This is a genomic window from Stenotrophomonas sp. YJH_SMC_65 (assembly GCF_059369475.1).
Map to the genome: position 1 here is coordinate 224754 of NZ_JCAFSR010000003.1, position 20943 is coordinate 245696.

At 68.1% G+C, this 20943-nt stretch carries 19 protein-coding genes; 8 read left to right on the plus strand and 11 right to left on the minus strand.

Annotated elements, in window-relative coordinates; genetic code table 11:
* A complete protein-coding gene (locus AC5P7A_RS07035) occupies positions 1-1122 on the minus strand; it encodes an MlaE family ABC transporter permease (protein ID WP_495219986.1) in 1122 nt (373 codons plus the stop codon).
* A gap of 92 nt (positions 1123-1214) precedes the next feature.
* Between AC5P7A_RS07035 and AC5P7A_RS07040 the strand changes: the two genes are divergently transcribed.
* The gene (locus AC5P7A_RS07040; RefSeq protein ID WP_046428410.1) at positions 1215-2474 is read left to right on the plus strand and encodes a threonine/serine exporter family protein; all 1260 of its coding nucleotides are present in this window, start codon (positions 1215-1217) and stop codon (positions 2472-2474) included.
* Between the two features lie 92 nt (positions 2475-2566).
* Here the strand turns inward: AC5P7A_RS07040 and AC5P7A_RS07045 are convergent, their stop codons facing one another.
* The 3 genes from AC5P7A_RS07045 to AC5P7A_RS07055 form a co-directional block, all read right to left on the minus strand.
* Complete coding sequence (locus tag AC5P7A_RS07045) at positions 2567-2950, minus strand: H-NS histone family protein (RefSeq protein ID WP_010480700.1); 384 nt, start codon at positions 2948-2950, stop codon at positions 2567-2569.
* Between the two features lie 220 nt (positions 2951-3170).
* Positions 3171-4874 carry a proline--tRNA ligase gene (locus tag AC5P7A_RS07050; RefSeq protein ID WP_014645869.1) on the minus strand — a complete coding sequence of 568 codons (1704 nt, stop codon included), beginning with the start codon at positions 4872-4874 and terminating at the stop codon, positions 3171-3173.
* Between the two features lie 571 nt (positions 4875-5445).
* A complete protein-coding gene (locus AC5P7A_RS07055) occupies positions 5446-5823 on the minus strand; it encodes a DUF4124 domain-containing protein (protein ID WP_197605785.1) in 378 nt (125 codons plus the stop codon).
* 80 nt (positions 5824-5903) lie between these two features.
* On the opposite strand from AC5P7A_RS07055, the gene pssA reads away from it, so the two are divergent.
* From pssA to rimI, 3 genes are read left to right on the plus strand one after another with little or no spacing between them, the layout of a single operon-like run.
* A complete protein-coding gene (gene pssA, locus AC5P7A_RS07060) occupies positions 5904-6680 on the plus strand; it encodes a CDP-diacylglycerol--serine O-phosphatidyltransferase (RefSeq protein WP_069118017.1) in 777 nt (258 codons plus the stop codon).
* Positions 6677-7180, plus strand: a complete 504-nt coding sequence (locus tag AC5P7A_RS07065; RefSeq protein ID WP_032962270.1) for a hypothetical protein — start codon at positions 6677-6679, stop codon at positions 7178-7180. The genes pssA and AC5P7A_RS07065 overlap by 4 nt, the downstream gene beginning before the upstream one ends.
* Positions 7177-7674, plus strand: coding sequence for a ribosomal protein S18-alanine N-acetyltransferase (rimI, locus tag AC5P7A_RS07070; RefSeq protein ID WP_014645873.1), 498 nt, complete (start codon positions 7177-7179; stop codon positions 7672-7674). The genes AC5P7A_RS07065 and rimI overlap by 4 nt, the downstream gene beginning before the upstream one ends.
* A gap of 45 nt (positions 7675-7719) precedes the next feature.
* Here the strand turns inward: rimI and AC5P7A_RS07075 are convergent, their stop codons facing one another.
* The 5 genes from AC5P7A_RS07075 to AC5P7A_RS07095 all read right to left on the minus strand — a co-directional run bounded on the left by AC5P7A_RS07075 (position 7720) and on the right by AC5P7A_RS07095 (position 13758).
* Entirely contained in the window at positions 7720-8541 is an 822-nt protein-coding gene (locus AC5P7A_RS07075; RefSeq protein ID WP_032962266.1) for an EamA family transporter, read from the minus strand.
* Positions 8542-8698: 157 nt separating this feature from the next.
* Positions 8699-11527 carry a valine--tRNA ligase gene (locus tag AC5P7A_RS07080; RefSeq protein ID WP_046428421.1) on the minus strand — a complete coding sequence of 943 codons (2829 nt, stop codon included), beginning with the start codon at positions 11525-11527 and terminating at the stop codon, positions 8699-8701.
* Positions 11528-11560: 33 nt separating this feature from the next.
* Positions 11561-11752 (minus strand): YqaE/Pmp3 family membrane protein, encoded by a 192-nt coding sequence (locus AC5P7A_RS07085; RefSeq protein WP_014035920.1) that lies wholly within the window; start codon positions 11750-11752, stop codon positions 11561-11563.
* Positions 11753-11771: 19 nt separating this feature from the next.
* Complete coding sequence (locus tag AC5P7A_RS07090) at positions 11772-12197, minus strand: DNA polymerase III subunit chi (protein ID WP_014645876.1); 426 nt, start codon at positions 12195-12197, stop codon at positions 11772-11774.
* Positions 12198-12279: 82 nt separating this feature from the next.
* The gene (locus AC5P7A_RS07095; RefSeq protein WP_069118015.1) at positions 12280-13758 is read right to left on the minus strand and encodes a leucyl aminopeptidase; all 1479 of its coding nucleotides are present in this window, start codon (positions 13756-13758) and stop codon (positions 12280-12282) included.
* Positions 13759-13862: 104 nt separating this feature from the next.
* Here AC5P7A_RS07095 and lptF point away from each other — a divergent pair, with 104 nt between their 5' ends.
* Both lptF and lptG read left to right on the plus strand, forming a co-directional pair.
* A complete protein-coding gene (gene lptF / locus AC5P7A_RS07100; protein ID WP_032962260.1) occupies positions 13863-14945 on the plus strand; it encodes an LPS export ABC transporter permease LptF in 1083 nt (360 codons plus the stop codon).
* Positions 14942-16048 carry an LPS export ABC transporter permease LptG gene (gene lptG / locus AC5P7A_RS07105; RefSeq protein ID WP_495219987.1) on the plus strand — a complete coding sequence of 369 codons (1107 nt, stop codon included), beginning with the start codon at positions 14942-14944 and terminating at the stop codon, positions 16046-16048. Before lptF ends, lptG begins: the two co-directional genes overlap by 4 nt.
* A 179-nt stretch (positions 16049-16227) precedes the next feature.
* Here lptG and AC5P7A_RS07110 read toward each other — a convergent pair whose 3' ends face one another.
* Entirely contained in the window at positions 16228-16719 is a 492-nt protein-coding gene (locus tag AC5P7A_RS07110; protein WP_069118014.1) for an RDD family protein, read from the minus strand.
* 56 nt (positions 16720-16775) lie between these two features.
* Here AC5P7A_RS07110 and xerD point away from each other — a divergent pair, with 56 nt between their 5' ends.
* Positions 16776-17753 carry a site-specific tyrosine recombinase XerD gene (gene xerD / locus AC5P7A_RS07115; protein ID WP_495219988.1) on the plus strand — a complete coding sequence of 326 codons (978 nt, stop codon included), beginning with the start codon at positions 16776-16778 and terminating at the stop codon, positions 17751-17753.
* A gap of 100 nt (positions 17754-17853) precedes the next feature.
* Positions 17854-18639, plus strand: a complete 786-nt coding sequence (locus AC5P7A_RS07120) for a thioredoxin fold domain-containing protein (RefSeq protein ID WP_014645882.1) — start codon at positions 17854-17856, stop codon at positions 18637-18639.
* A 121-nt stretch (positions 18640-18760) separates the two neighbouring features.
* Here AC5P7A_RS07120 and AC5P7A_RS07125 read toward each other — a convergent pair whose 3' ends face one another.
* Complete coding sequence (locus tag AC5P7A_RS07125) at positions 18761-20860, minus strand: glycosyl hydrolase family 18 protein (RefSeq protein ID WP_495219989.1); 2100 nt, start codon at positions 20858-20860, stop codon at positions 18761-18763.
* Positions 20861-20943 lie beyond the last annotated feature (83 nt).

Consider the following 20943-nt stretch of genomic DNA (forward strand, 5'->3'; position numbering starts at 1 on the left):
TCACCAGTCCATGTGCATGAACCACAACGCCGCGAAGGCGTCGATGATGATCACCAGCGAGATCGTCTGCACCACGCTGGAGGTGGTGCGCTCGCCGACCGACTGCGCGGTGCCCTCGACCTTCAGTCCTTCCAGGCAGCCGATCAGGCCGATCACCAGCGCGAACACGGGTGCCTTGGACAGGCCGACCAGCAGGTGCCGCACTTCCATCGTCTCGTGCATGCGCGCGATGTACATCTGCGGCGGGATGTCGAGGTCGAACGCGCCGACGGTGATGCCGCCGGCCAGGCCCGCGATCATCGCGATGAAGGTCAGCAAGGGCAGGGTGACCAGCAGCGCCAGCAGTCGCGGCAGCACCAGCAGGTCGACCGGGTCCAGGCCCAGCGTGCGCATTGCATCGATCTCCTCGCGTGCCTTCATCGCACCAATCTGCGCGGTGAACGCACTGGCGGTGCGGCCGGCCAGCACGATCGCGGTCAGCAGTACCGCGAACTCGCGCAGGAAGGCGATGTTGACCAGCTCGACCACGTAGATCTCGGCGCCGAAGTCGCGCAGTATGGTCGAGCCGAGGAATGCGATCACCGCACCCACCAGGTAGGACAGCAGCGCCACCAGCGGTACCGCATCCAGCCCCACCTGCTCCATCTGGTGCACGGTGGCGGTCAGCCGGAAGCGGCGGGGTTCCTTGACCAGCCGGGCCGCCTTGACCAGGTTCTCGCCGAGGAAACTGCACAGCGCCTTGATGTTGTGGCCAGTGGCGTGGACGCTGACACCCAGCCGTTCCAGCGCGGCCAGCACGCCGAAATCGCGCTTGGGCTTGGGGCGGTCGTCGGCCACTTCCTCGATGGTGCACACCAGCGCCTGGTGGTCCGCGCGGAACTGCAGTGCGTCTTCGTGCAGATCGGCACGGTGGGCCACGCGCAGCACCTGCAGCACGCCGGCCGAATCCAGCTGCTCGATGCCGGTGGCATCGATGCCGGTCAGCTTGTCGGGAACGCCGTGCAGGACCTCGGCCGCGGCCAGCGCGGTCTTCAAGGTCCAGGTGCCGGACAGGTGGATCAGGCCCGGGTCATGGGCATCCTGTTCGAGCTGGGGGGCGAGGTTCGGGGTGACGTAGGCCATTCGGGTCGCAGCATAACCGTTCTGTATCGGGCTTCGCGTCGAACTCGGATGAATTTCTCCGGTGGGCCCCAGCGTAGGTAATACTACGGCGCATGTCCGCAGACGCTCACACGATCCCCACGCCCCAGGCCACCTACGCACAGCGCGTGGCCTTTGTTTCCGAGATCGCCGGACGCCTGCACAGCTATGGCACCACGGCCCAGCGCCTGGAAACGGCGGTGGTGGCACTGGCCCGCCAGCTCGATCTGGATTGTGAACCGTGGTCGAATCCCACCGGTATCATCCTCAGCTTCAGCGATCCGGCGCAGGCGATCGGCTCCAGCGACATCACCCGCGTGATCCGCCTGGCGCCCGGTGAGAACGACCTGCACAAGCTCAGCGTCGCCGACCATATCGCCGAAGAAGTGTCCAACGGGCGGATGAGCATCGCCCAGGGCCATACCGCGCTGCGCCAGCTGGACAAGGATCCGGGCCGGCGCGGCAAGCTGCGCACCATCCTGTCATTCACCCTCGGCGCGGCCGGCGTGGCCGGCATGTGGAAGCTGCCGTGGCTCGACATCGCCACCGCCGGTGTCATCGGCCTGATGATCGGCCTGCTCGGCATGGTCACCGACCGCCGCCCGGCCACCCGCGAAGCGGCCGAGGCGCTGGCGGCGCTGCTGGCCGGCATGGTCGCCACCCTGGTGGCGTCCTTCATTGGCGCGCTCAACCTCAATACGGTGATCATCGCCTCGCTGGTGGTGCTGCTGCCCGGCATGTCACTGACCAATGCGGTCAATGAGCTGGCCAGCCAGCACTGGGTGTCGGGCACCGCGCGCTTTGCCGGCGCGCTGACCACCATCATGAAGCTCAGCGTCGGCGCGATGATCGCGGTGACCCTGGCCGACGTGCTCGGGCTGGATCCGGTGATCCGCGCCGCGCGGCCGCAGGGGCCGTGGGTGGAGTGGGGTTCGCTGCTGACCGCGGCCTTTGCGTTCGCGATGCTGTTCAAGGCCAACCGGCGCGATTACCCGTGGGTGATCGCCGCCTCGGTGGCCGGTTATGCGATCTCCAAGTTCGGCGGCCATGCCTGGGGGGCGCCGGCCGGCATCTTCCTGTCGGCGATGCTGCTGACCGCGGGCGGCAATCTGTTCGGTCGCCTGGTCGGGCGTCCGGGCGCGATCATCCGCCTGCCCGGCATCATCATGATGGTGCCCGGCAGCACCAGCCTGCGCGGCGTGCTGACCCTGGTCCAGCAACAGGATGTCGGCGCCGGCCAGAGCGTGTTCCTCACCGTGCTCAACGTGGTGATGGCGCTGGTCGCCGGCCTGCTGTTCGGCAACCTGCTGATGCCCGCTCGCAAGACCCTGTGATGATGTCGGTGGGTGTGGACCCCGGTCCACACACCGGAGAATGAAAAACGCCGGCGTCCGCCGGCGTTTTTCATTCCAACCTGATCCCGGCCTCAGGCCTTCTTGATCAGGAAATCTTCCGGCTTCTTGTTGCCCTTGGCGGTCAGTTCAGCCATCCAGCGCGGCTGCTTGCCACGGCCGGTCCAGGTTTCCTTCGGATTGGCCGGATTGCGGTACTTCGGTGCAACCTTGCCCAGCTTGCGGCCGGCGGTCTTCGACGGGGCCTTGGCGGCCGGGGCGGCCTTGCGGGCACGCGTGGCCGGGGCGCTGCCGAACAGTTCTTCGATGGTGTAACCCTCGGTCTTGGCCAGCTTGGTCAGCTGGGCCCGGACCTTGGTGATCGGCCGGCGCTTGGCGACGATGGTCTGCTGCTTCTTGGCGGTACGGATCAGGGCGCCCAGCTCGCGTGCTGACAGGCCGGTCAGGTCAATGCTCATTTACGGTTACTCCGGAAACTAATGTGTGGACGGGACAAGCCAGTCCATGGCGTCGGCGGACAGAATAGAGATGAATTAATCACAGCACAAATGCAGGCGGGTCATGGCGTGGCGGCATGCAGACGCCGTCGCGGTGATTTTGACCGGATTATGTCCGCTGCAATATCGGGGAAGGGCGCGGGCAAAAAAAAGACCGGGGCAGGCCCCGGTCTTTTCCTGATCAGCCCTGCAGACGCTGCAGCAGGGAGGCCTTGTCCAGGTTCTCCGCGTCGCTGGCGCGGCGCGAGCGGTACTCGTAGGTGCCAGCGGCCAGGCCGCGTTCGCTGACCACCACGCGATGCGGAATACCGATCAGCTCCATGTCGGCGAACATCGCGCCCGGGCGCAGGCCGCGGTCGTCGAGTGCAGCGTCCAGGCCCGCCTCGCGCAGCTCCTGCAGCAGGTTGGCAGCGGCGTCGGCCACGGCCGCATCGCCCTTCGGGTTGATCACACACACCACCACCTGCCACGGCGCCATCGCGTCCGGCCAGATGATGCCGGCATCGTCATGGTTCTGTTCGATCGCGGCAGCCACCACACGCGAGATGCCGATGCCGTAGCACCCCATCGCCATCACCGCGGCCTTGCCGTTCTCGTCCAGCACGGTGGCATCCAGCGCTTCGGCGTACTTGCGGCCGAGCTGGAACACATGGCCGACTTCGATGCCACGTGCGATCTTCAGTTCACCGCCGTCCACGGCACGGTCGCCGGCCCGCACGTTGCGGATGTCGGCCACTTCCGGTTCCGGCAGGTCGCGGCCCCAGTTGACGCCGGCCAGGTGGAAACCGGCTTCGTTGGCGCCGACGACGAAGTCGGCCATCGCCGCCACTTCGCGATCGGCGACCACGCGGATGGCCTTGGCCGGGGCGACCGGGCCAAGGAAGCCCGGCACGCTGCCCAGGTGCTCGGCGATTTCCGCCTCGCTGGCGAAGCGCTGCTCGTCCAGGCCGGCGACCTTGGCCAGCTTGATCTCGTTGACCTCATGGTCGCCACGCACCAGCGCCAGCACGAACTGCTGTGCCTTGCCTTCGCCGGCGATCAGCGCCACCGACTTCACCGTGCGCTGCAGGTCGATGCCGAGCAGCGCCGCGACGTCCTCGCAGGTCTTCTGGGTGGGGGTATCCACCTTGCGCATCGTTTCGGTGGCGGCCGCACGCGGCGCCGGATCGGCGGCAATCGCCGCTTCCATGTTGGCTGCGTAGTCCGAGCCGGTGGAGAACACCAGCGCGTCCTCGCCGGAATCGGCGATGACGTGGAATTCCTGCGACGCATCACCGCCGATGGCACCGGAGTCCGCCTGCACCATGCGGAAATCCAGGCCGAGGCGGGTGAAGATGCGGCTGTAGGCCGACTTCATGTTCTCGTATTCGCGCACCAGGCACTCATCGTGCAGGTGGAACGAATAGGCGTCCTTCATCAGGAACTCGCGCGAGCGCATCACGCCGAAGCGCGGGCGGATCTCGTCGCGGAACTTGGTCTGCACCTGGTAGAAGTTCACCGGCAGCTGCTTGTAGCTGGACAGCTCGCTGCGCGCGAAGTCGCAGGCGGCTTCTTCGGCGGTCGGGCTGTAGCAGAACACCTGGTCCTTGCGGTCCTTGATCTTCAGCAGCTGCGGGCCGAACTTCTGCCAGCGGCCGGTCTGCTCCCACAGTTCCTTCGGCTGGATGGTCGGGATCTGGAATTCCACGGCACCGGCCCGGTCCATTTCCTCACGCACGATGCGCTCGACCTTGCGCAGCACGCGCAGGCCCAGCGGCGACCAGGTATACAGGCCCGATGCCAGCTTGCGGATCATGCCCGCGCGCAGCATCAGCCGATGGCTGGTCAGCTCGGCGTCGCTGGGGGTTTCCTTGGTGGTGTGCAGGTGGAACTGGGAGAGGCGCATCGTCGGCTTCGGATAACGGCAGAGACCTCTATTCTGCCAGCCCGGCCGGGGGGAGGGGTATCGGCAGGGCTGCGCCCTGCACCCGCCTCAAGCAACGTCAACAGCAACAGCAACAGCAAAAACGGGTTTCCTGGGAGATGGCGGGGTGGGTCCGGCGGCAGGGGACGCCGTGAACCCATCCCAGGGGGCTTGGTCGCGGCATCCATGCCGCTCACACCCCTGCCGCCGGACCCACCCCGCCTTCGACAGTTTCCTGCGAGCTGTCGGAATGGCTCCTGGGGTCAGATCCGTTTTCCGCAGGAAAACGGCTCTGACCCCGGATTCAATTCGAGATCCGACAGATTTGATCCACGCATCGCGTGGATCTACTGGCCACCGGGGATCTGTCGGGGGTGGGGCGGTGTCGGATTGCGGGGTGTCCGCGGCATGGATGCCGCGGCCAAGCCCCCATGGACGGGTTTACGGCGTCCCCGCAATCCGACACCGCCCCGCCATTCCACGGAATGCCCGCTTTTGACGTTGCCGTTGCTTGCAGCCTCTGCAGGTGCAGGGCGCAGCCCTGCCGATACCCTTAACCGGCCGGTGGGCAGTACGCCTTGATGGCGGCCTCCGCCAATCCCCTCTGCGCGGTGTGCTGCTCCGGAGTCAACGGGGTATCGGCCTTGCCATCACCATCGGTGTCCTGCATCACCTGGCCACCACCGTCCAGCAGGGCCAGGTTGGCCCGGGCCGTGCCGCACTGCCCGGGGACCGGCGCGGCCGGGGTCTCGGTGCCGGCTGCGGCCTGCGGGGTGCGGGCCTGCTCGCGGGTTTCGAACTTCTTGCCCGCCGGCGGGGTCTCCGAATACTGGGTTACGCCATGGGCGTCCTTCCATTTGTAGACGGGGCCGGCCACGGCGTTGGCAGTGGCCAACAGCAGCAGGCATCCAAGGCAGGACAGGGCACGCATGGCAGACTCCACGGAATGGGCGCAGAACGTCGATTGCAGCATTGGCGCCGACCGCTGGCAAGTCGATTAAACTGGATTCCATGGACCCGATCACACCGCCGCCGCGCTCGCGCACGATTTACCTGCTGCCCAACCTGTTCACCACCGCCGGCCTGTTCGCCGGTTTCTACGCGATCATCGCCGCGGCCAACGGGGATTTCGTCAATGCCAGCATCGCCGTGTTCGTGGCGGCGGTGATGGATGGACTGGACGGGCGCGTGGCGCGCCTGACCGGTACCAGCAGCGAATTCGGCGTGCAGTACGACTCGCTGGCCGACCTGGTCAGCTTCGGCATGGCTCCGGCGTTGGTGATGTACCACTGGTCGCTGTCGTGGCTGAAGTTCGACGATCCGCTGCTCGGCCGCGTCGGCTGGGCCGTGGCCTTCCTGTATGCGGCCTGCGCGGCGCTGCGCCTGGCCCGCTTCAATACCCAGGTAGCGGTGGTCGACAAGCGCTGGTTCGTCGGCCTGGCCAGCCCGGCCGCAGCGGGCCTGATGATGTCCTTCGTCTGGGCGTTCGCCGATGGCAACCTGGGCTGGGACGGCAACCAGCTGCGGTACGTGGCGCTGGCGGTGACGATCATCGCTGCGCTGCTGATGGTCAGCCGCATCCGCTTCTGGAGCTTCAAGGGTGGCGCTGCCAAGGGCACCCGTTCGGACCGCGTGCCGTTCCTGGTGCTGGCACTGGTGCCGGTGGCGATCGCGATTGCGGTCATCGACCTGCCGCGCGTGCTGTTCGCGGTCGGCATCCTGTACGCCTTGTCCGGCCCGGTGATGTGGGCCGTGCAGCGCCTGCGCAAGAAGTCCGAGGCCGCGTGAGCGAGGACCTGCCCGTGCTGTGGTCACCGGCCCAGCAGGCCTGGCTGCAGGCCATGGGCTACACCGTCTATCACGATGGCCAGCTGGCTGCCGAGCTGGATGCCGCGCTGCAGTTGAGCGTGGCCGAAGCCGAGGCCAGCGTCGCCCCGCCGGAACCGGTGCGGGCCCCCGTGCCGTCGCGCGAACAGCATGCCGGGGTGGCGCCCGCAGCCCGCCCGGAACGCCCGGCACCGCCGCGCCGCGAAACGCCGGTCAGTGCCCCGGATACCGTGCCGGCGGCTGAGCGCCCGATGCCCAGCGGCAACGCGCGCCAGCCGGTGGTCCGCCTGCCGGATCGCCTGCAGATCGCGCTGCTGCGTGCGTCCGGCTGCAACCCGAACGACCCGGCTACGCAGCGGTTGATGGACAGCTGGCCGCTGGACCAGCTGCGCCACGACCCGGCCGCCAAGCGTGCGCTGTGGCCGCAGCTGCGTGCCCTGCGCAAGCGGGGCACGCCATGAGCGCGGTCACCCGGCCCGGCCCGGTCAGCCTGCGTGCGCTGCGCGAGAGCGACCTCAATGCGGTAATGGCGATCGAACTGCGCGGCTATCCTTTTCCCTGGACCCGCGGCATCTTCATCGACTGCCTGCGTGCCGGCTATCCCGGCCTGGCGATGGAGCGCGATGGCCTGCTGGTCGGCTATGGCGTGCTCAGCATCGCCGCCGATGAAGCGCACGTGCTGAACATCTGCATCGATCCGCTGGCACAGTCGCGCGGGCTGGGTCGCCAGCTGCTGCGCGCGCTGGTGCAGCTGGCCGCCGACCGTGGCGCACAGCGCGTCTTCCTGGAAGTGCGTCCGTCCAATACGCCGGCGCTGGCGCTGTATCACAGCGAAGGATTCAACGAGATCGGCCGCCGCCCGCGCTACTACCCGGCTGCACAGGGCCGCGAGGATGCGGTCGTGATGGCGATCGAGCTGGTCGACGGCGATCTGCAGGAAATGCCGCCGCTGTAACGCAGACGGGTTGCCGGCCAGCGGCCGGCACTACCGATGCGTCGCTCACGCCAGCCGCAACGCCAGCACGCCGCCCACGATGAGCGACGCTGCCAGCCAGCGCGTGCGCGGCACCCGCTCGCGCAGCAGGAACACCGAGATCAGCAGCGCGAACAGGATCGAGGATTCGCGCAGTGCCGAGATCATTGCCACCGGCGCCTGGGTCATGGCCCACAACGCCATCGCATAGGAGGCGGTGGTGCCGACGCCACCGGCCAGTCCCAGCGGCCAATGCTGCCGCGCATAGTCCAGTACCGCGCCGCCGCGCGTATACAACGCCCACAGCGGCAGCGGGATGCCCGACAGCAGGAACAACCACAACGTGTAGCTGAGCGCGCTGCCGGACTGGCGCGCACCCTGCGCATCGACCAGCGTGTAGGTGGCGATCATCGCTGCGGTCAGCAGCGGCAGGCGCAGTTGGCCGCCGCGCGCCCCCAGTGCCATGCACAGGATGCCGGTGCTCACCAGCACCACGCCCAGCCACGCTGCGGCGGGCAATGGCTCACCGAGCAGGGTGCCGGCCAGTGCGACCAGGATCGGCGCGCTGCCACGCATCAGCGGGTAGGCCAGGCTCATGTCGACCTGCTGGTAACAACGCGCGACCAGCCCGTAGTAGGTCACCTGCAGCAGCACCGACGCAGCCAGCCAGGGCCAGCTGTGCGCGGCCGGGAAGGGCAGGAAGGGCAGGGCGGCGGCCGACAGCAACGCGGCACTGCCGGTCACCAGCACGGTACCGAGGAACTTGTCCGGGCCGCGCTTGACGATCGCATTCCAGCTGGCATGCAGCGCCGCGGCAGCGAGGACGAGCAGGAAGATGGAAAGCGGCATCCGCCGATGATGCCATGCGGGGCAAATGGAAACGCCGGGCATCGCCCGGCGTTTCCGATTCCGCTTCGGTGGGTGCCAACCTCTCCCGCCGTGGCAGGTGCCAATCCTCCCCTGCCGTGGTAGGTGCCAACCTTGGTTGGCACGCACCAGAGCGGCGTTACAGCTTCGCGCGCTGCTCGCGCAGGCCGGCCAGCTGGGTGTTCCAGTCGACCAGGCGCACGCGCTCCTGGTCGACCACCGCCGGTGGCACCTTGTCGGTGAACCTGGCCAGCTTGGTTTCGCTCTTTTCCTGCTCGCCTTCCACGCGCTTGATCTCCTTGTCCAGGCGCGCGCGCTCGGCATCGAGATCGACCAGGCCTTCCAGCGGCACCAGCAGCTTCAGCTCACCCACGATCGCGGCGGCCGCCGGCGGTGCGCTTTCGCCCTCGGCCAGCCACTGGATGCTGTCCAGCTTCAGCAGGAACGACAGCGAGGCGCTGAAGCGTTCGATGCGTACGCGGTCCTGCTCCAGGCCGGCCTGCAGGCGCAGCGGCACCTGCCTGGACGGCGCGACGTTCAATTCGCTGCGCACGCGACGCACCGCACTGATCACCGCCTTCAGCCATTCCACGTCGGCCTCGGCCTGGGCGAAATCACCGGCGAATTCGGCGGCGGTCGGGTACGGGCGCAGCGACAGCGTGGTTTCGGCCAGGCCCAGGCGCGGGGCCAGCTGCTGCCACAGCTGTTCGGTGATGAACGGGGTGAGCGGGTGCAGCAGGCGCAGCAGCGCTTCCAGCACGTACAGCAGGGTGTGGCGGGTGCTTTCGGCATCAGCCGCGTCGGCACCGTTCAGTGCCGGCTTGCTCAGCTCCAGGAACCAGTCGCAGAACGCGTTCCAGGCGAACTCGTACAGGCACTGCGCCAGCAGGTCGAAGCGGTACGCGGCGAAATGGCCCTGCGCTTCGGCGGTGGTGGCGGCCAGGCGCGAAAGGATCCAGCGCTCGGCATCGGTGCGCGGGGTCGGCACGCCGGTGAACGCCGCACCTTCGGTGTTCATCAGCGCGAAGCGGCTGGCGTTCCACAGCTTGTTGCAGAAGTTCTTGTAGCCCTCGGCGCGGTTCATGTCGAACTTGATGTCGCGGCCGTGGGTGGCCAGCGCGGCGATGGTGAAGCGCAGCGCATCGGCACCGTGGGCAGCAATGCCGTCCGGGAATTCCTTGCGGGTGGCCTTCTCGATCTTCTCCACCATCTTCGGCTGCATCAGGCCGCCGGTGCGCTTGGCGACCAGGTCGTCGATGGTGATGCCGTCGATGATGTCCAGCGGGTCGAGCACGTTGCCCTTGCTCTTGGACATCTTCTGGCCCTGGCCGTCGCGGATCAGGCCGGTGAAGTACACGTCCTTGAACGGGATCTTCCCGACCAGGTTGTCGGTGGCCATGATCATGCGCGCCACCCAGAAGAAGATGATGTCGAAGCCGGTGATCAGCACCGACGACGGCAGGTAACGATCGAAGCCGCGCTCGGCCATGGCCTGTTCGTTCGGCCAGCCCAGGGTGGAGAACGGCCACAGCTGCGAGGAGAACCAGGTCTCCAGCACGTCGCTTTCCTGGTTCAGCACCACCTCGCTGCCCAGGTTGTGCTTGGCCCGCACTTCCTCTTCGCTGCGACCGACGTAGCAGCTGCCGGTGGCGGCATCGAACCACGCCGGGATGCGGTGGCCCCACCACAGCTGGCGGCTGATGCACCAGTCCTGGATGTTGTTCATCCAGTGGCGGTAGGTGTTGATCCAGTTCGGCGGCACGAAGGCAATGCTTCCGTCCTCGACCAGTTCCAGGCCACGCTTGGCCAGGTCGTCCATCTTCACGAACCACTGGTCGGTCAGGTACGGCTCGATCACCTGGCCGGTTCGGTCGCCACGCGGCACCTGCAGCTTGTGCGCCTTGGTCTCGACCAGGATGCCCAGGTCTTCCAGCTCGGCCAGCACGGCCTTGCGTGCTTCATAGCGGTCCAGGCCCCGGAAGCGTTCCGGCGCGTTCTCGTTCAGCGCCGCCACCGGGGTGAACAGGTTGATCATCGGCAGGCTGTGGCGCACGCCCACTTCATAGTCGTTGAAATCATGTGCAGGGGTGACCTTGACCACGCCGGTGCCGAACGCGCGGTCCACGTAGTCGTCGGCGATCACCGGCACGCGGCGCCCGGTCAGCGGCAGCACTACGTTCCTGCCGATCAGGTGCGCGTAACGCTCGTCTTCCGGGTGCACCATCACCGCGGTATCGCCCAGCAGGGTTTCCGGGCGGGTGGTGGCAACGACCAGGTAGTCGCGGGTTTCGCGCAGGGTTTCCACGCCGTCGGCATCGCGCTCGACGTGTTCGTAGCTCAGGCCGTCATCCAGCGTGTAGGCGATCGACCACAGGAAGCCGTCCTCCTCGGCGCTCTCCACTTCCAGGTCGGAAATGGCGGTCTTCAGCACCGGGTCCCAGTTGACCAGGCGCTGGCCGCGGTAGATCAGGCCCTGCTCGTACCAGCGCACGAAGGCCTCGTTGACCGCCGCCGATGGCTGCGGGTCCATGGTGAAAGTGCTGCGCGACCAGTCGGCGGAGGTGCCGAGGCGGCGCATCTGGCGTTCGATGGTGTCGCCGGACTGCTGCTTCCACTCCCAGACCTTGCCGATGAAGCCTTCGCGGCCCAGCGAATCGCGGGTCTCGCCCTTGCCTTCCAGCGCCAGGTTGCGGCTGACCACCATTTCGGTGGCGATGCCGGCATGGTCGGTACCGACCTGCCACAGCGTGTCGTAGCCGCGCATGCGGTGGTAGCGCACCAGCGCATCCATCAGGGTCTGCTGGAAGGCATGGCCCATGTGCAGGGTGCCGGTCACGTTCGGCGGTGGCAGCAGGATGGTGTACGGCTCGCCCGTGCCGGACGGCTTGAAGTGGCCGGCCTTCTCCCAGGCCTCGTAGAGGTCGGTCTCGAAGGACGTCGGGTCGTAGCTGGAGGCGAGTTGGGTCATGCGGGGGAACCGGTAATCAAGGCGGAAGGGAGATCAGCGCGACCCGAGGGCGCGGCGGATCTTCTGGTCGGTGTGGTACTGGCTGACCGCGTAGGCGGCCCAGATGGCGGCGGGCAGCCAGCCGATCAGGGTGATCTGCAGGATCAGGCAGACGATCCCGGCCAGCGGCCGGCCGATGGTGAAGAAGGACAGCCAGGGAAGAATCAGGGCGATCAGCAGGCGCATCAAGGGGTCCTCGCCGGGCTCACATGTCGTGCTTGTTGAGGTCGTAACCGGCGGCCTTGTACTGGCGCCAGCGCTCGCGCAGCGGTTCGCGCGCTTCCGGATCGGCCGGGACCACTTCCAGCACACGCTCGCACTGGCCCAGCCAGGGCTCATCGCGCAGGTTGATCACCAGCGGGCGTGCCGGCGCGTCGGTGCCGGGTACGGCGATCAGCACCAGGGCCTCTTCCTCGTCCATGTCTTCGCCGGCAATCTGGTGCGGGATGTAGGCATCGTTGTCGAACGCCCACAGCAGCTCGTCCAGTTCCTCGGCCTGGGCCTGGTCACGGGCCAGCACCAGGGTGAACAGCCCGGCGTCGTTGGCCTTGCGCGCCAGTTCGCAGACCAGGCGCAACGGCTCGGTCAGGAAGCGGGGCTTGGCGATCAGGTAGAAGTCGGCGCGGGGCATGGCAGGGTCCGGGTCAGGCAAGGGCCCGGCAGTGCCGGGCGAGGCCCCGGCCGGCGTCTGCCGGCCAGGGTCGGGTACGGCATCAGGCGCGGGCGACCTGGTCCAGCAGCCACTGGCTCAGCAGGCCGACCGGGCGGCCGGTGGCCATGCCACGCTTGCCTTCATCGCTGGCGACGCCGGCGATGTCCAGGTGGGCCCAGCGCTGGCCTTCGGTGAAGCGCGACAGGAAGCAGCCGGCGGTGATCGCGCCGGCCCAGCGGCCGCCGATGTTGTAGACGTCGGCGAAGGTCGAATCCAGCATCGGCTGGTACTCGTCCCACAGCGGCAGGCGCCAGGCGCGGTCGAACACGTGCTCGCCGGCGGCCAGCAGCTCGTTGGCCAGGTCGTCGTGCTTGCTCATCAGGCCGGCGGTCTGGTGGCCCAGGGCGACCATGCAGGCACCGGTCAGGGTGGCGACGTCGACCAGCGCGGCCGGCTCGAAGCGCTGTGCGTAGGTCAGCGCGTCGCACAGGATCAGGCGGCCTTCGGCGTCGGTGTTGCCGACTTCGATGGTCTTGCCCGACATCGAGGTGATCACGTCGGAAGGACGGTAGGCGTTGCCGTCGATGGCGTTTTCCACCGCCGGCACCACCACCACCAGGTTCAGCGGCAGCTTGGCCTTGACCGCCGCGACGAAGGTGCCGATGACGTTGGCGCCGCCGCACATGTCGTACTTCATCTCTTCGATGCCGCCCTGGGTCTTCAGGTTGACGCCACCGGTATCGAAGGTGATGCCCTTGCCGACCAGCACGTAGGGCTTGGCGTCGCCGCCATTGTTCCACTTCAGCACGACCAGGCGCGGGCGGTTGGCCGAACCGCGGGCCACGGCCAGCAGCGAGCCCATGCCCAGCGCTTCCATCTGGTGCTCGTCGAGGATCTCGGCTTCGGCACCGTCGTGCTCGCCGGCGAACTTCACGCCGACCTCGGCCAGATGGGCCGGGGTGCAGTAGTTCGGCGGCAGGTTGCCCAGTTCGCGGGCGAACTCGACACCGGCGGCGATGGCCTGGCCCTGGGCCAGGGCCTGGGCGTCGTCACCGGCCACGGCCAGCTGCGCCAGGCCGGCATCGTCGGCCTTCTTCTTGCCCAGGGTGGCGGTGTAGCGGTAGGCGGCGTGATCGGCGGCGATCACTGCCTGGCGGATCGCCCAGGCCGCGTCGCGGTCCTTGATGGCCACTTCGGACAGGGTGAACAGCGCGCTGCGGGCGGCGCCGGCCTTCAGCGCGCGCACCGCGTCGCCCACGGCCTTCAGGTACTGCGGCACGCCGAAGCGGGCGGCGTCGCCGAGGCCGACCACCAGCACGCGCGGCGCGGTCACGCCCGGCAGGTCGTGCAGCAGGGTGGTCGCGCCGGTCTTGCCGGACAGGTCGCCGCGCTGGGCCAGGGCGGCCAGGCGGCCACCGCTGGCGGCGTCCAGGGCCTGCGCGGCCGGGGTCAGGGTATGGTCGGCATACGCGCCGACCACCAGGCAATCAACGGTGGCGGCGGCCGGAGCAACGTGGTTCAGGGTGAATTCGAGGGCCATTGAGCAGATTCCATTGGCGAGTCCGTACAATCGCAGGCCGTTTACGCCCAGACAGTAGACTGGGCGGCACCGCGAACGAACCCCAGAGTTTAAACCACCGCCCCATGCTGAAGCTCGACCGATACCTGCTGGGCGATTTCGTCCAGAGTTTCCTGGCTACCCTGATCGTCCTGCTGGTGGTCAGCGTGGGCGGCGTGCTGGTGGACATCCTCGGCAACATCGCCGACGGACGCCTGCCGGCCAAGCTGCTGTTCTCCCAGCTGGGCTTGCAGTTCATCGCCTACCTGCCGCTGATCCTGCCGCTGGCGCTGATGCTGGGCCTGCTGCTGGCCGTGGCCCGGCTCTACCGCGACTCGGAGATGGCGGTCATCACCGCCATTGGCGTGGGGCCCAAGCGGCTGCTGCGGCCACTGCTGATGCTGGTGGTGCCGGTGGTGCTGCTGGTCGGCGCCTGCTCGCTGTGGCTGGGCCCGTGGGCCGGCCGGATGGCCGAGCAGATGATCATCGAGGCCAACCGCAGCGTGCTGATGGCCGGCCTGGAGCCGGGCCGCTTCACCCCGCTGCCCAATGGCGGCGTGGTGTACCTGTCCTCGATCTCGCCCGATGGCACCCAGCTGGGTAAGGTGTTCCTGCAGCGCCAGAAGGATGACCGCCTGGAAGTGGTGTCCGCCAATGGTGGCCGCATGTTCTTCGAGGGCACCCGCCAGCGCTTCCTGGAGCTGGATGATGGCCACCAGGTGGAAGGCCCGGTGGCCGGCGCGCTGGATTACCGGCTGGCGACCTTTGCCCGCAACGACGTGGCCCTGCCCGACGGTGCACAGACCCGCACCGAGGACGACCCGGAACTGATGCCGACCCTGCAGCTGATCGGCGATGAGCGCCCCCAGGCGCAGGCGCAGCTGCACCGCCGCCTGGCACCGCCGCTGATCGCGCTGGCCTTCGCCCTGCTGACCGTGCCGCTGGGCCGCAGCTCGCCGCGCCAGCAGCGCTACGGCCGCATGATGCTGGCCCTGATGGCCTACATGGTGGGCACCAACCTGATGTTCATCGGCAGTGGCTGGATCGCCAACGGCAAGATTCCGGCCGCGCTCGGCCTGTGGTGGTTGACCGTGCCGCTGCTGGCGCTGGCGATCTGGATGTATGCACGTGATGGCCGCCTGGGCCGCTCGAAGGGAGCCCGCGCATGAGGCTGCGCCCGATGCGTTTCGATCTGTACCTGGGCCAGTCGGTGTTCACCACGGTGCTGCTGACCTGGGCGGTGCTGGTCGGCCTGGACGTGGTGATGGCGTTCTCCGGCGAGTTCAAGGACATCGGCAAGAACGGCTACACCCTGGGCCATGCCGCCGCCTGGGTGCTGTACACGGTGCCGCGCCGCGCCTACACGATGTTCCCGACCGCCGCGGTGATCGGCGCGCTGATGGGTCTGGGCCAGCTGGCCGCGACCTCGGAGCTGACCGCACTGCGTGCGCTGGGCCTGTCGCGCAAGCGCCTGAGCGTGTCGGTGGCGATCGCGCTGTCGCTGCTGACCGCAGTGATGGTGCTCAGCGCCGAGACGCTGGGCCCGTGGGGGCAGGACCGTGCCGATGCATTGAAGGCCAGTGCCAAGTGGGGGCGGGACATCTCCACCACCCGCTACTCCGGCCTATGGGCACGCGAAGGCGACACCTTCCTCAACGCCCAGAGCGGCGAGGAACAGCTGGTGGGCGACAAGGGCACGCGGCTGATCCTGCGTGACGTGCGGCTGTACCGGATCGCCGAAGACGGCAATATCGCCTCGTTGACCCATGCCGCCACCGCCGAGCACGACAAGGACGGTTGGGTGCTGACCGGGGTGCGTCGCGACACCTTCGGCGAGCGCTCGGCCACTCGCCAGGAAGTGGCGCGTGAGCCGTGGAACTCGAAGCTGGATCCGGCGGCGCTGGCCACCGGCATCGCCAAGCCGCGAAACCTCAGCGTGGCCGAGCTGAGCACCAGCATTGCCTACCGCCAGCGCAACGGGCTGGATGCGCGCGATTTCGAGGATGTGTACTGGAGCCGCTGGTTCTACCCGGTGAACGTGCTGGCGCTGTGCCTGGCCGCGGTGCCGTTCGCGTTCGGGTCGCTGCGTAGCGGCGGCATGGGCAAGCGCCTGTTCCTGGGCATCCTGTTTGCACTGAGCTTCTGGCTGCTGCAGCTGTTCTTCGGCCGCATGGCCGGTGCGCTGAAGTTCGATTACCGCATTGCCTATGCGCTGCCGCCGATCGTCATGCTGGCCGTGTCCGGACTGTTGTTCCGGCGCAAGTCGGGCTGATTCTGGTAGCGCGGGGCCATGCCCGGCGCTACCGGGGCAATCCACCGCTTCGGCATCCGTGCCACGACCACCAGCATCCCGGCCCAGCGTGCTGGATTCTGTAGAGCCGAGCCCATGCTCGGCTGCTTTTTGCGCACCGCCTGCCAGCCGAGCATGGGCTCGGCTCTACAGATCGTGCATCACCGCTTGGGCATGCGCACCAGGCGGGTGCCGCTGGCGCGGTCGTGCCAGGTCAGGCGTTGGCGGTCGACCCAGGCCCACCAGAATCCCAGGCCGCCCAGCAGCAGCGACAGCGTCCCCACCGCGAAGCGCAGCCACAGCTGGCCGCGCCGCAACGACGTGCCATCGCGCGACTGCAGTTTCAGCCGCCACGGCCGCATGCCCAGCGTCTGTCCGCCACGGCGCCAGCTGGCCGTGGCATACCACCCCGTGATCGCCCAGCACACCGCCCACAGCAGCCACTGCCAAGCGCTGAACGGTGCGATGTTCTCGCGCTGCGCGTGGCCGCTGAAGGTGTAGGCGAGGGTGAACAGCGTGCCGGCCAGCATCCACAGCGCCAGCACCGGCAGCGCGTCGTAGACCATCGCCAGCATGCGCCAGGGCAGCAGCGCGCGCGGACGGAGCGTTTCGGTAGCGGCCGCAGGGGCCGTGTCGGTGGCAGGGCGGGACATGCGCCGAGCATACGCAAAGCTGGCCGTGCCCGCAGTGGCCCTCGTATCCTGCATGCATGGCCCTTGTTTCCACCCCCGCCGAACGCCGCCAGCTGGTCCAGCAACTGCCCGAGCTGCGCGCCGACGACAGTGTGCGCATCCAGCGCTTCCTCGATGCGATCTGGGCCGAGAACGGCCTGGCCCGCGCCACCCTGGACAGCTACCGGCGCGACCTGGAAGGGCTGGCGCGCTGGATGGATGGACGCGACGGTGGCCTGGCCGGCATCGAACGTCCCGGGCTGTTCGACTACCTGGCCTGGCGCACCCGCCACGGCTGGTCGCCGCGCAGCAACGCGCGCCTGCTGTCGGCGCTGCGGGCGTTCTTCGCCGATGGCGTGCGCCGTGGCGAACGCAGCGAAGACCCCAGTGCGCTGCTCGACCCCCCGAAGCTGCCGCGGCTGTTGCCCAAGGCGCTGGCCGAGAGCCAGATCGATGCGCTGCTGGCGGCACCGGACATCGACAGCCCGCTGGGCCTGCGCGACCGCGCCATGCTGGAACTGATGTATGCCGCCGGCCTGCGCGTGAGCGAGCTGGTGCTGCTGCCGGCCACGGCGGTCAACCTGCGCCAGGGCGTGTTGCGGGTCACCGGCAAGGGCAGCAAGGAGCGGCTGGTGCCGCTGGGCGAGGAATCGCAGCACTGGCTGGATCGTTACCTGCAGCAGTCGCGCCCGCTGCTGGTGGGCAAGGGCAAGGTGCATGCCCTGGCGGATGGTCAGACCCCGTTGTTCATCGAGCCGACGTTGCATGCGCTGACCCGGCAGGCGTTCTGGCACCTGGTCAAGCGCCACGCGCAGGTGGCCGGCATCGACCCGGCGCGGATCAGCCCGCATGGCCTGCGCCACAGCTTCGCCACCCATCTGCTCAACCGCGGTGCCGACCTGCGCGCGCTGCAGATGCTGCTCGGCCACAGTTCCTTGTCGACCACCCAGATCTACACCCTGGTAGCGCGCGAGCATCTGCAGAAGCTGCACGCCCGCCACCATCCGCGCGGCTGAGCGCCGGGCTGAATCGCTGCCCGGGGCCGTGCCGGGCGGCGCGGCCCGGTACCGGCGGCTGTGTCAGAATCCGGAGTCTTCTTCTGTTGCGGATCGCTCCATGCTCCGATTTGCCATCGCCGCCGTGTTCGGTGCGCTCAGCCTGACCGCCTGCGCCCAGCCGGCTCCGCCGGCCGCCAAGGCGCCTGCTGCCGCTGCGGCAAAGGCCAGCCCGGCCGCCAACGCGCCGGCCGACCAGGCGGTACGTGCCGCGTTGACCGCGCTCAATCCGGGTTTCCAGGTCGATTACATCGGTGCCGCGCCGTTCCCAGGCTTCCGCGAGGTCGTCGTTTCCGGCCAGCTGCTGTACGTGTCCGATGACGGCCGCTACCTGTTCCAGTCGCAGCCTTACGACACCCGCGCCAAGGGTCCGGCCAACAGCGAGGGCCTGCTTGGTTACCGCCGCGGCCTGCTGGCCAAGGCCAACCACGGCGATCGCATCGTGTTTGCCGCGCCGAACGCCAAGTACACCATCAGCGTGTTCACCGACATCGAGTGTGGTTACTGCCGCAAGCTGCACCAGGACATCGCCGAACTCAACCGCAACGGCATCACCGTCGAGTACCTGGCGTTTCCGCGCATGGGCCTGGGCAGCAAGGACTACACCGACATGATCTCGGTCTGGTGTGCAGCGGATCGTCGCCAGGCCCTGACCAACGCCAAGCGCGGTGGCAGCGTGCCGGCCAGGAACTGCACCAACCCGGTGGCGATGCAGTACGCGCTGGGCCAGCAGCTGGGCGTGAATGGAACGCCGGCGATCTTCGCGCCGGATGGCACCCAGCTGGGCGGCTACCTGCCGCCGGCGCAGCTGCGTGCCGCGCTGGAGAAGCTGTCGGCCAAGCGCTGATCGCCGCTGGTCTTTTCCTGTAGAGCCGAGCCCATGCTCGGCCGTGGAAACAGCAGCCGAGCATGGGCTCGGCTCTACAGGCAGGAAGCCGGGGATGCGTGTCGCGTCCCCGGCCTTTTGCTTACTTCAGGCCATCACTGACCGCCTTGGTCAGCGTGCCCTGCGCATCGTCACCGCTGAACTCCCAGACGAACGCGCCGCCCAGGCCCTGGGTCTTCACGTACCCCATCTTGCGGGTGATGTTGGCCGGGGTGTCGAAGCTCCACAGCGTGCTGCCGTTGTAGATCCAGGTGGCACCGGCGGTGTTGTCGGTGTAGCCCGGCCACGCCAGGTTCTTCAGCACCTTCCAGTCCTCGATGCCGGCTTCATACGTACCCGGGGCGGCGCCGGTCGCGATCTGGTACAGGCCGTTGTTGGCGTTGGCCACACCCGTCCAGCCACGCCCGTAGTAGCCAATGCCCAGGTTGAGCTTGGCGGCGGGCACGCCACGGCTGATGAAGGCCTCGATGGCGTCGTTGCTGTTGTACAGCTTCTGGTCGCCGGTGGACGGATCATTCGGCGAATCGAACAGCGCCGACTGGTGATTGGTCTTCGCATCCCACGCGCCGTGGAAGTCGTAGGTCATCACGTTGATGTAGTCCAGGTACGGGTGGTATGCGGCCGGATCGGTGACACGGATCTTGTCGATGCCGGCACCCACCGCCACCGTCAGCAACAGGCCCGGCCGCACCGCATCGAGTTGGCGGCGGAACTCGGCCATCAGCGCGGTGAAGTTGGCGTTGTCTTCCGGCTTGCCGCATTCGATGCCACAGGCCACCGGGTATTCCCAGTCGATGTCGATGCCGTCGAACACGCCCAGCGCGGCACCGGCACCGCCGGCACCGTCGGTCACCGGCAGGTTGCCCTTGATGTAGGCGTCGATGCACGAGGCGACGAAGGCCTGGCGGTTTTCCGGGCGCGCTGCGCTGGAGAAGCCGCGCGACCAGGTCCAGCCACCCAGCGAGATCAGCACCTTCATGCCCGGGTATTTGGCCTTGAGCTGCTTGAGCTGGTTCCAGTTGCCGCGCAGCGGCTGGTCCCAGGTATCGGCACTGCCGCTGACGCTCTCGGCGGCACTGAAGGCCTTGGTGTAGTCGGCGAAGGCATCGCCACCGGCACCGCTGTTCGGATCCGACGGCTGGGTGATGCCGACTTCGCATCGGTTGTTGCGCACGTTGCCGAACGCGTAGTTGATGTGGGTCAGGCGTGCGGCCGAGCCGCTGCTGTCGATGTTCTTGACCCGGTAGTTGCGGCCGTAGATGCCCCACTGGGTGAAGTAACCGATGACCCGCTTGCCGGTGGTGCCGCCGTCACCGGCCAGCGTGGTGGCGCTGATTTCGGTGCCCTGCGCCGACGCGTTGCCGGCGTTGTCGCGCGCCCGCACGCGGTAACGGTAGGTGGTCGATGCGGTCAGCCCGCCATCCACATAGCTGGCGCTGGACGGCGAACCGACCAGGCTGCCGTTGCGGTACACGTCATAGCCAGCCAGGCCACTGCCACCGGTGTTGTCGGTGGACGGGCTCCAGCTGAGCGCGATGCTGCTGGCGGTACGGGTGCCGACCGCCAGCCCGCCCGGCACGCTCGGTGCGGTGGTGTCGCCACCGGCGGCGTTGACGGTGATGGTGATGGTCGGGGTGCTGGTGGTGGCGTTGTTGTTGTCGGTCGCGACCGCACGCAGGGTGTGGCTGCCGGCGCTGGCATTGGCCCAGCTGGCCGCATACGGCGCACCGGTGGCCACGCCCAGCGAGCTGCCGTCGCGGAAGAACTCGACCTTGGCGACGCTGCCGTCCGGGTCACTGGCGGTAGCGGTCACGTTGACCGTGCTGCCGGCGCTGAAGGTGGCGCCGTTGGCCGGCGAGGTCAGGCTGACCACCGGCGGCTGGTTGCTGCCGCTGCCATCGCAGGCACCAAGGTTGGTGTAGTAGGGCGCACCGGCCGGATGGTCCGGCGGCGCGTTCCAGATGTCCTGGTTCGCCCGATAGAGGACGCCTCCTTTCTGCAGGGTATCGCCGGCCCGGTAGATCCTGGCCTGGTCCCACTGGGCCACGCCGGCACAGCTGGCAGCCTGTGCCAGGCCGGGCAGGGCGGCGGTACCGGCGGCCAGGGCAAGCAGCCAGGCCAGGTGGCGGGGACGACAGCTTCGGGTCGAACGTTCGGCACTGCGCACAATCGGGTCGTACATGGGTAAGTCTCCGATCAAAGGGCGCGCGGGCCCCGATGGCGCCGCGCGTGACGCAGGTCCGGGCGTCGCCCGGGAAGGCGACG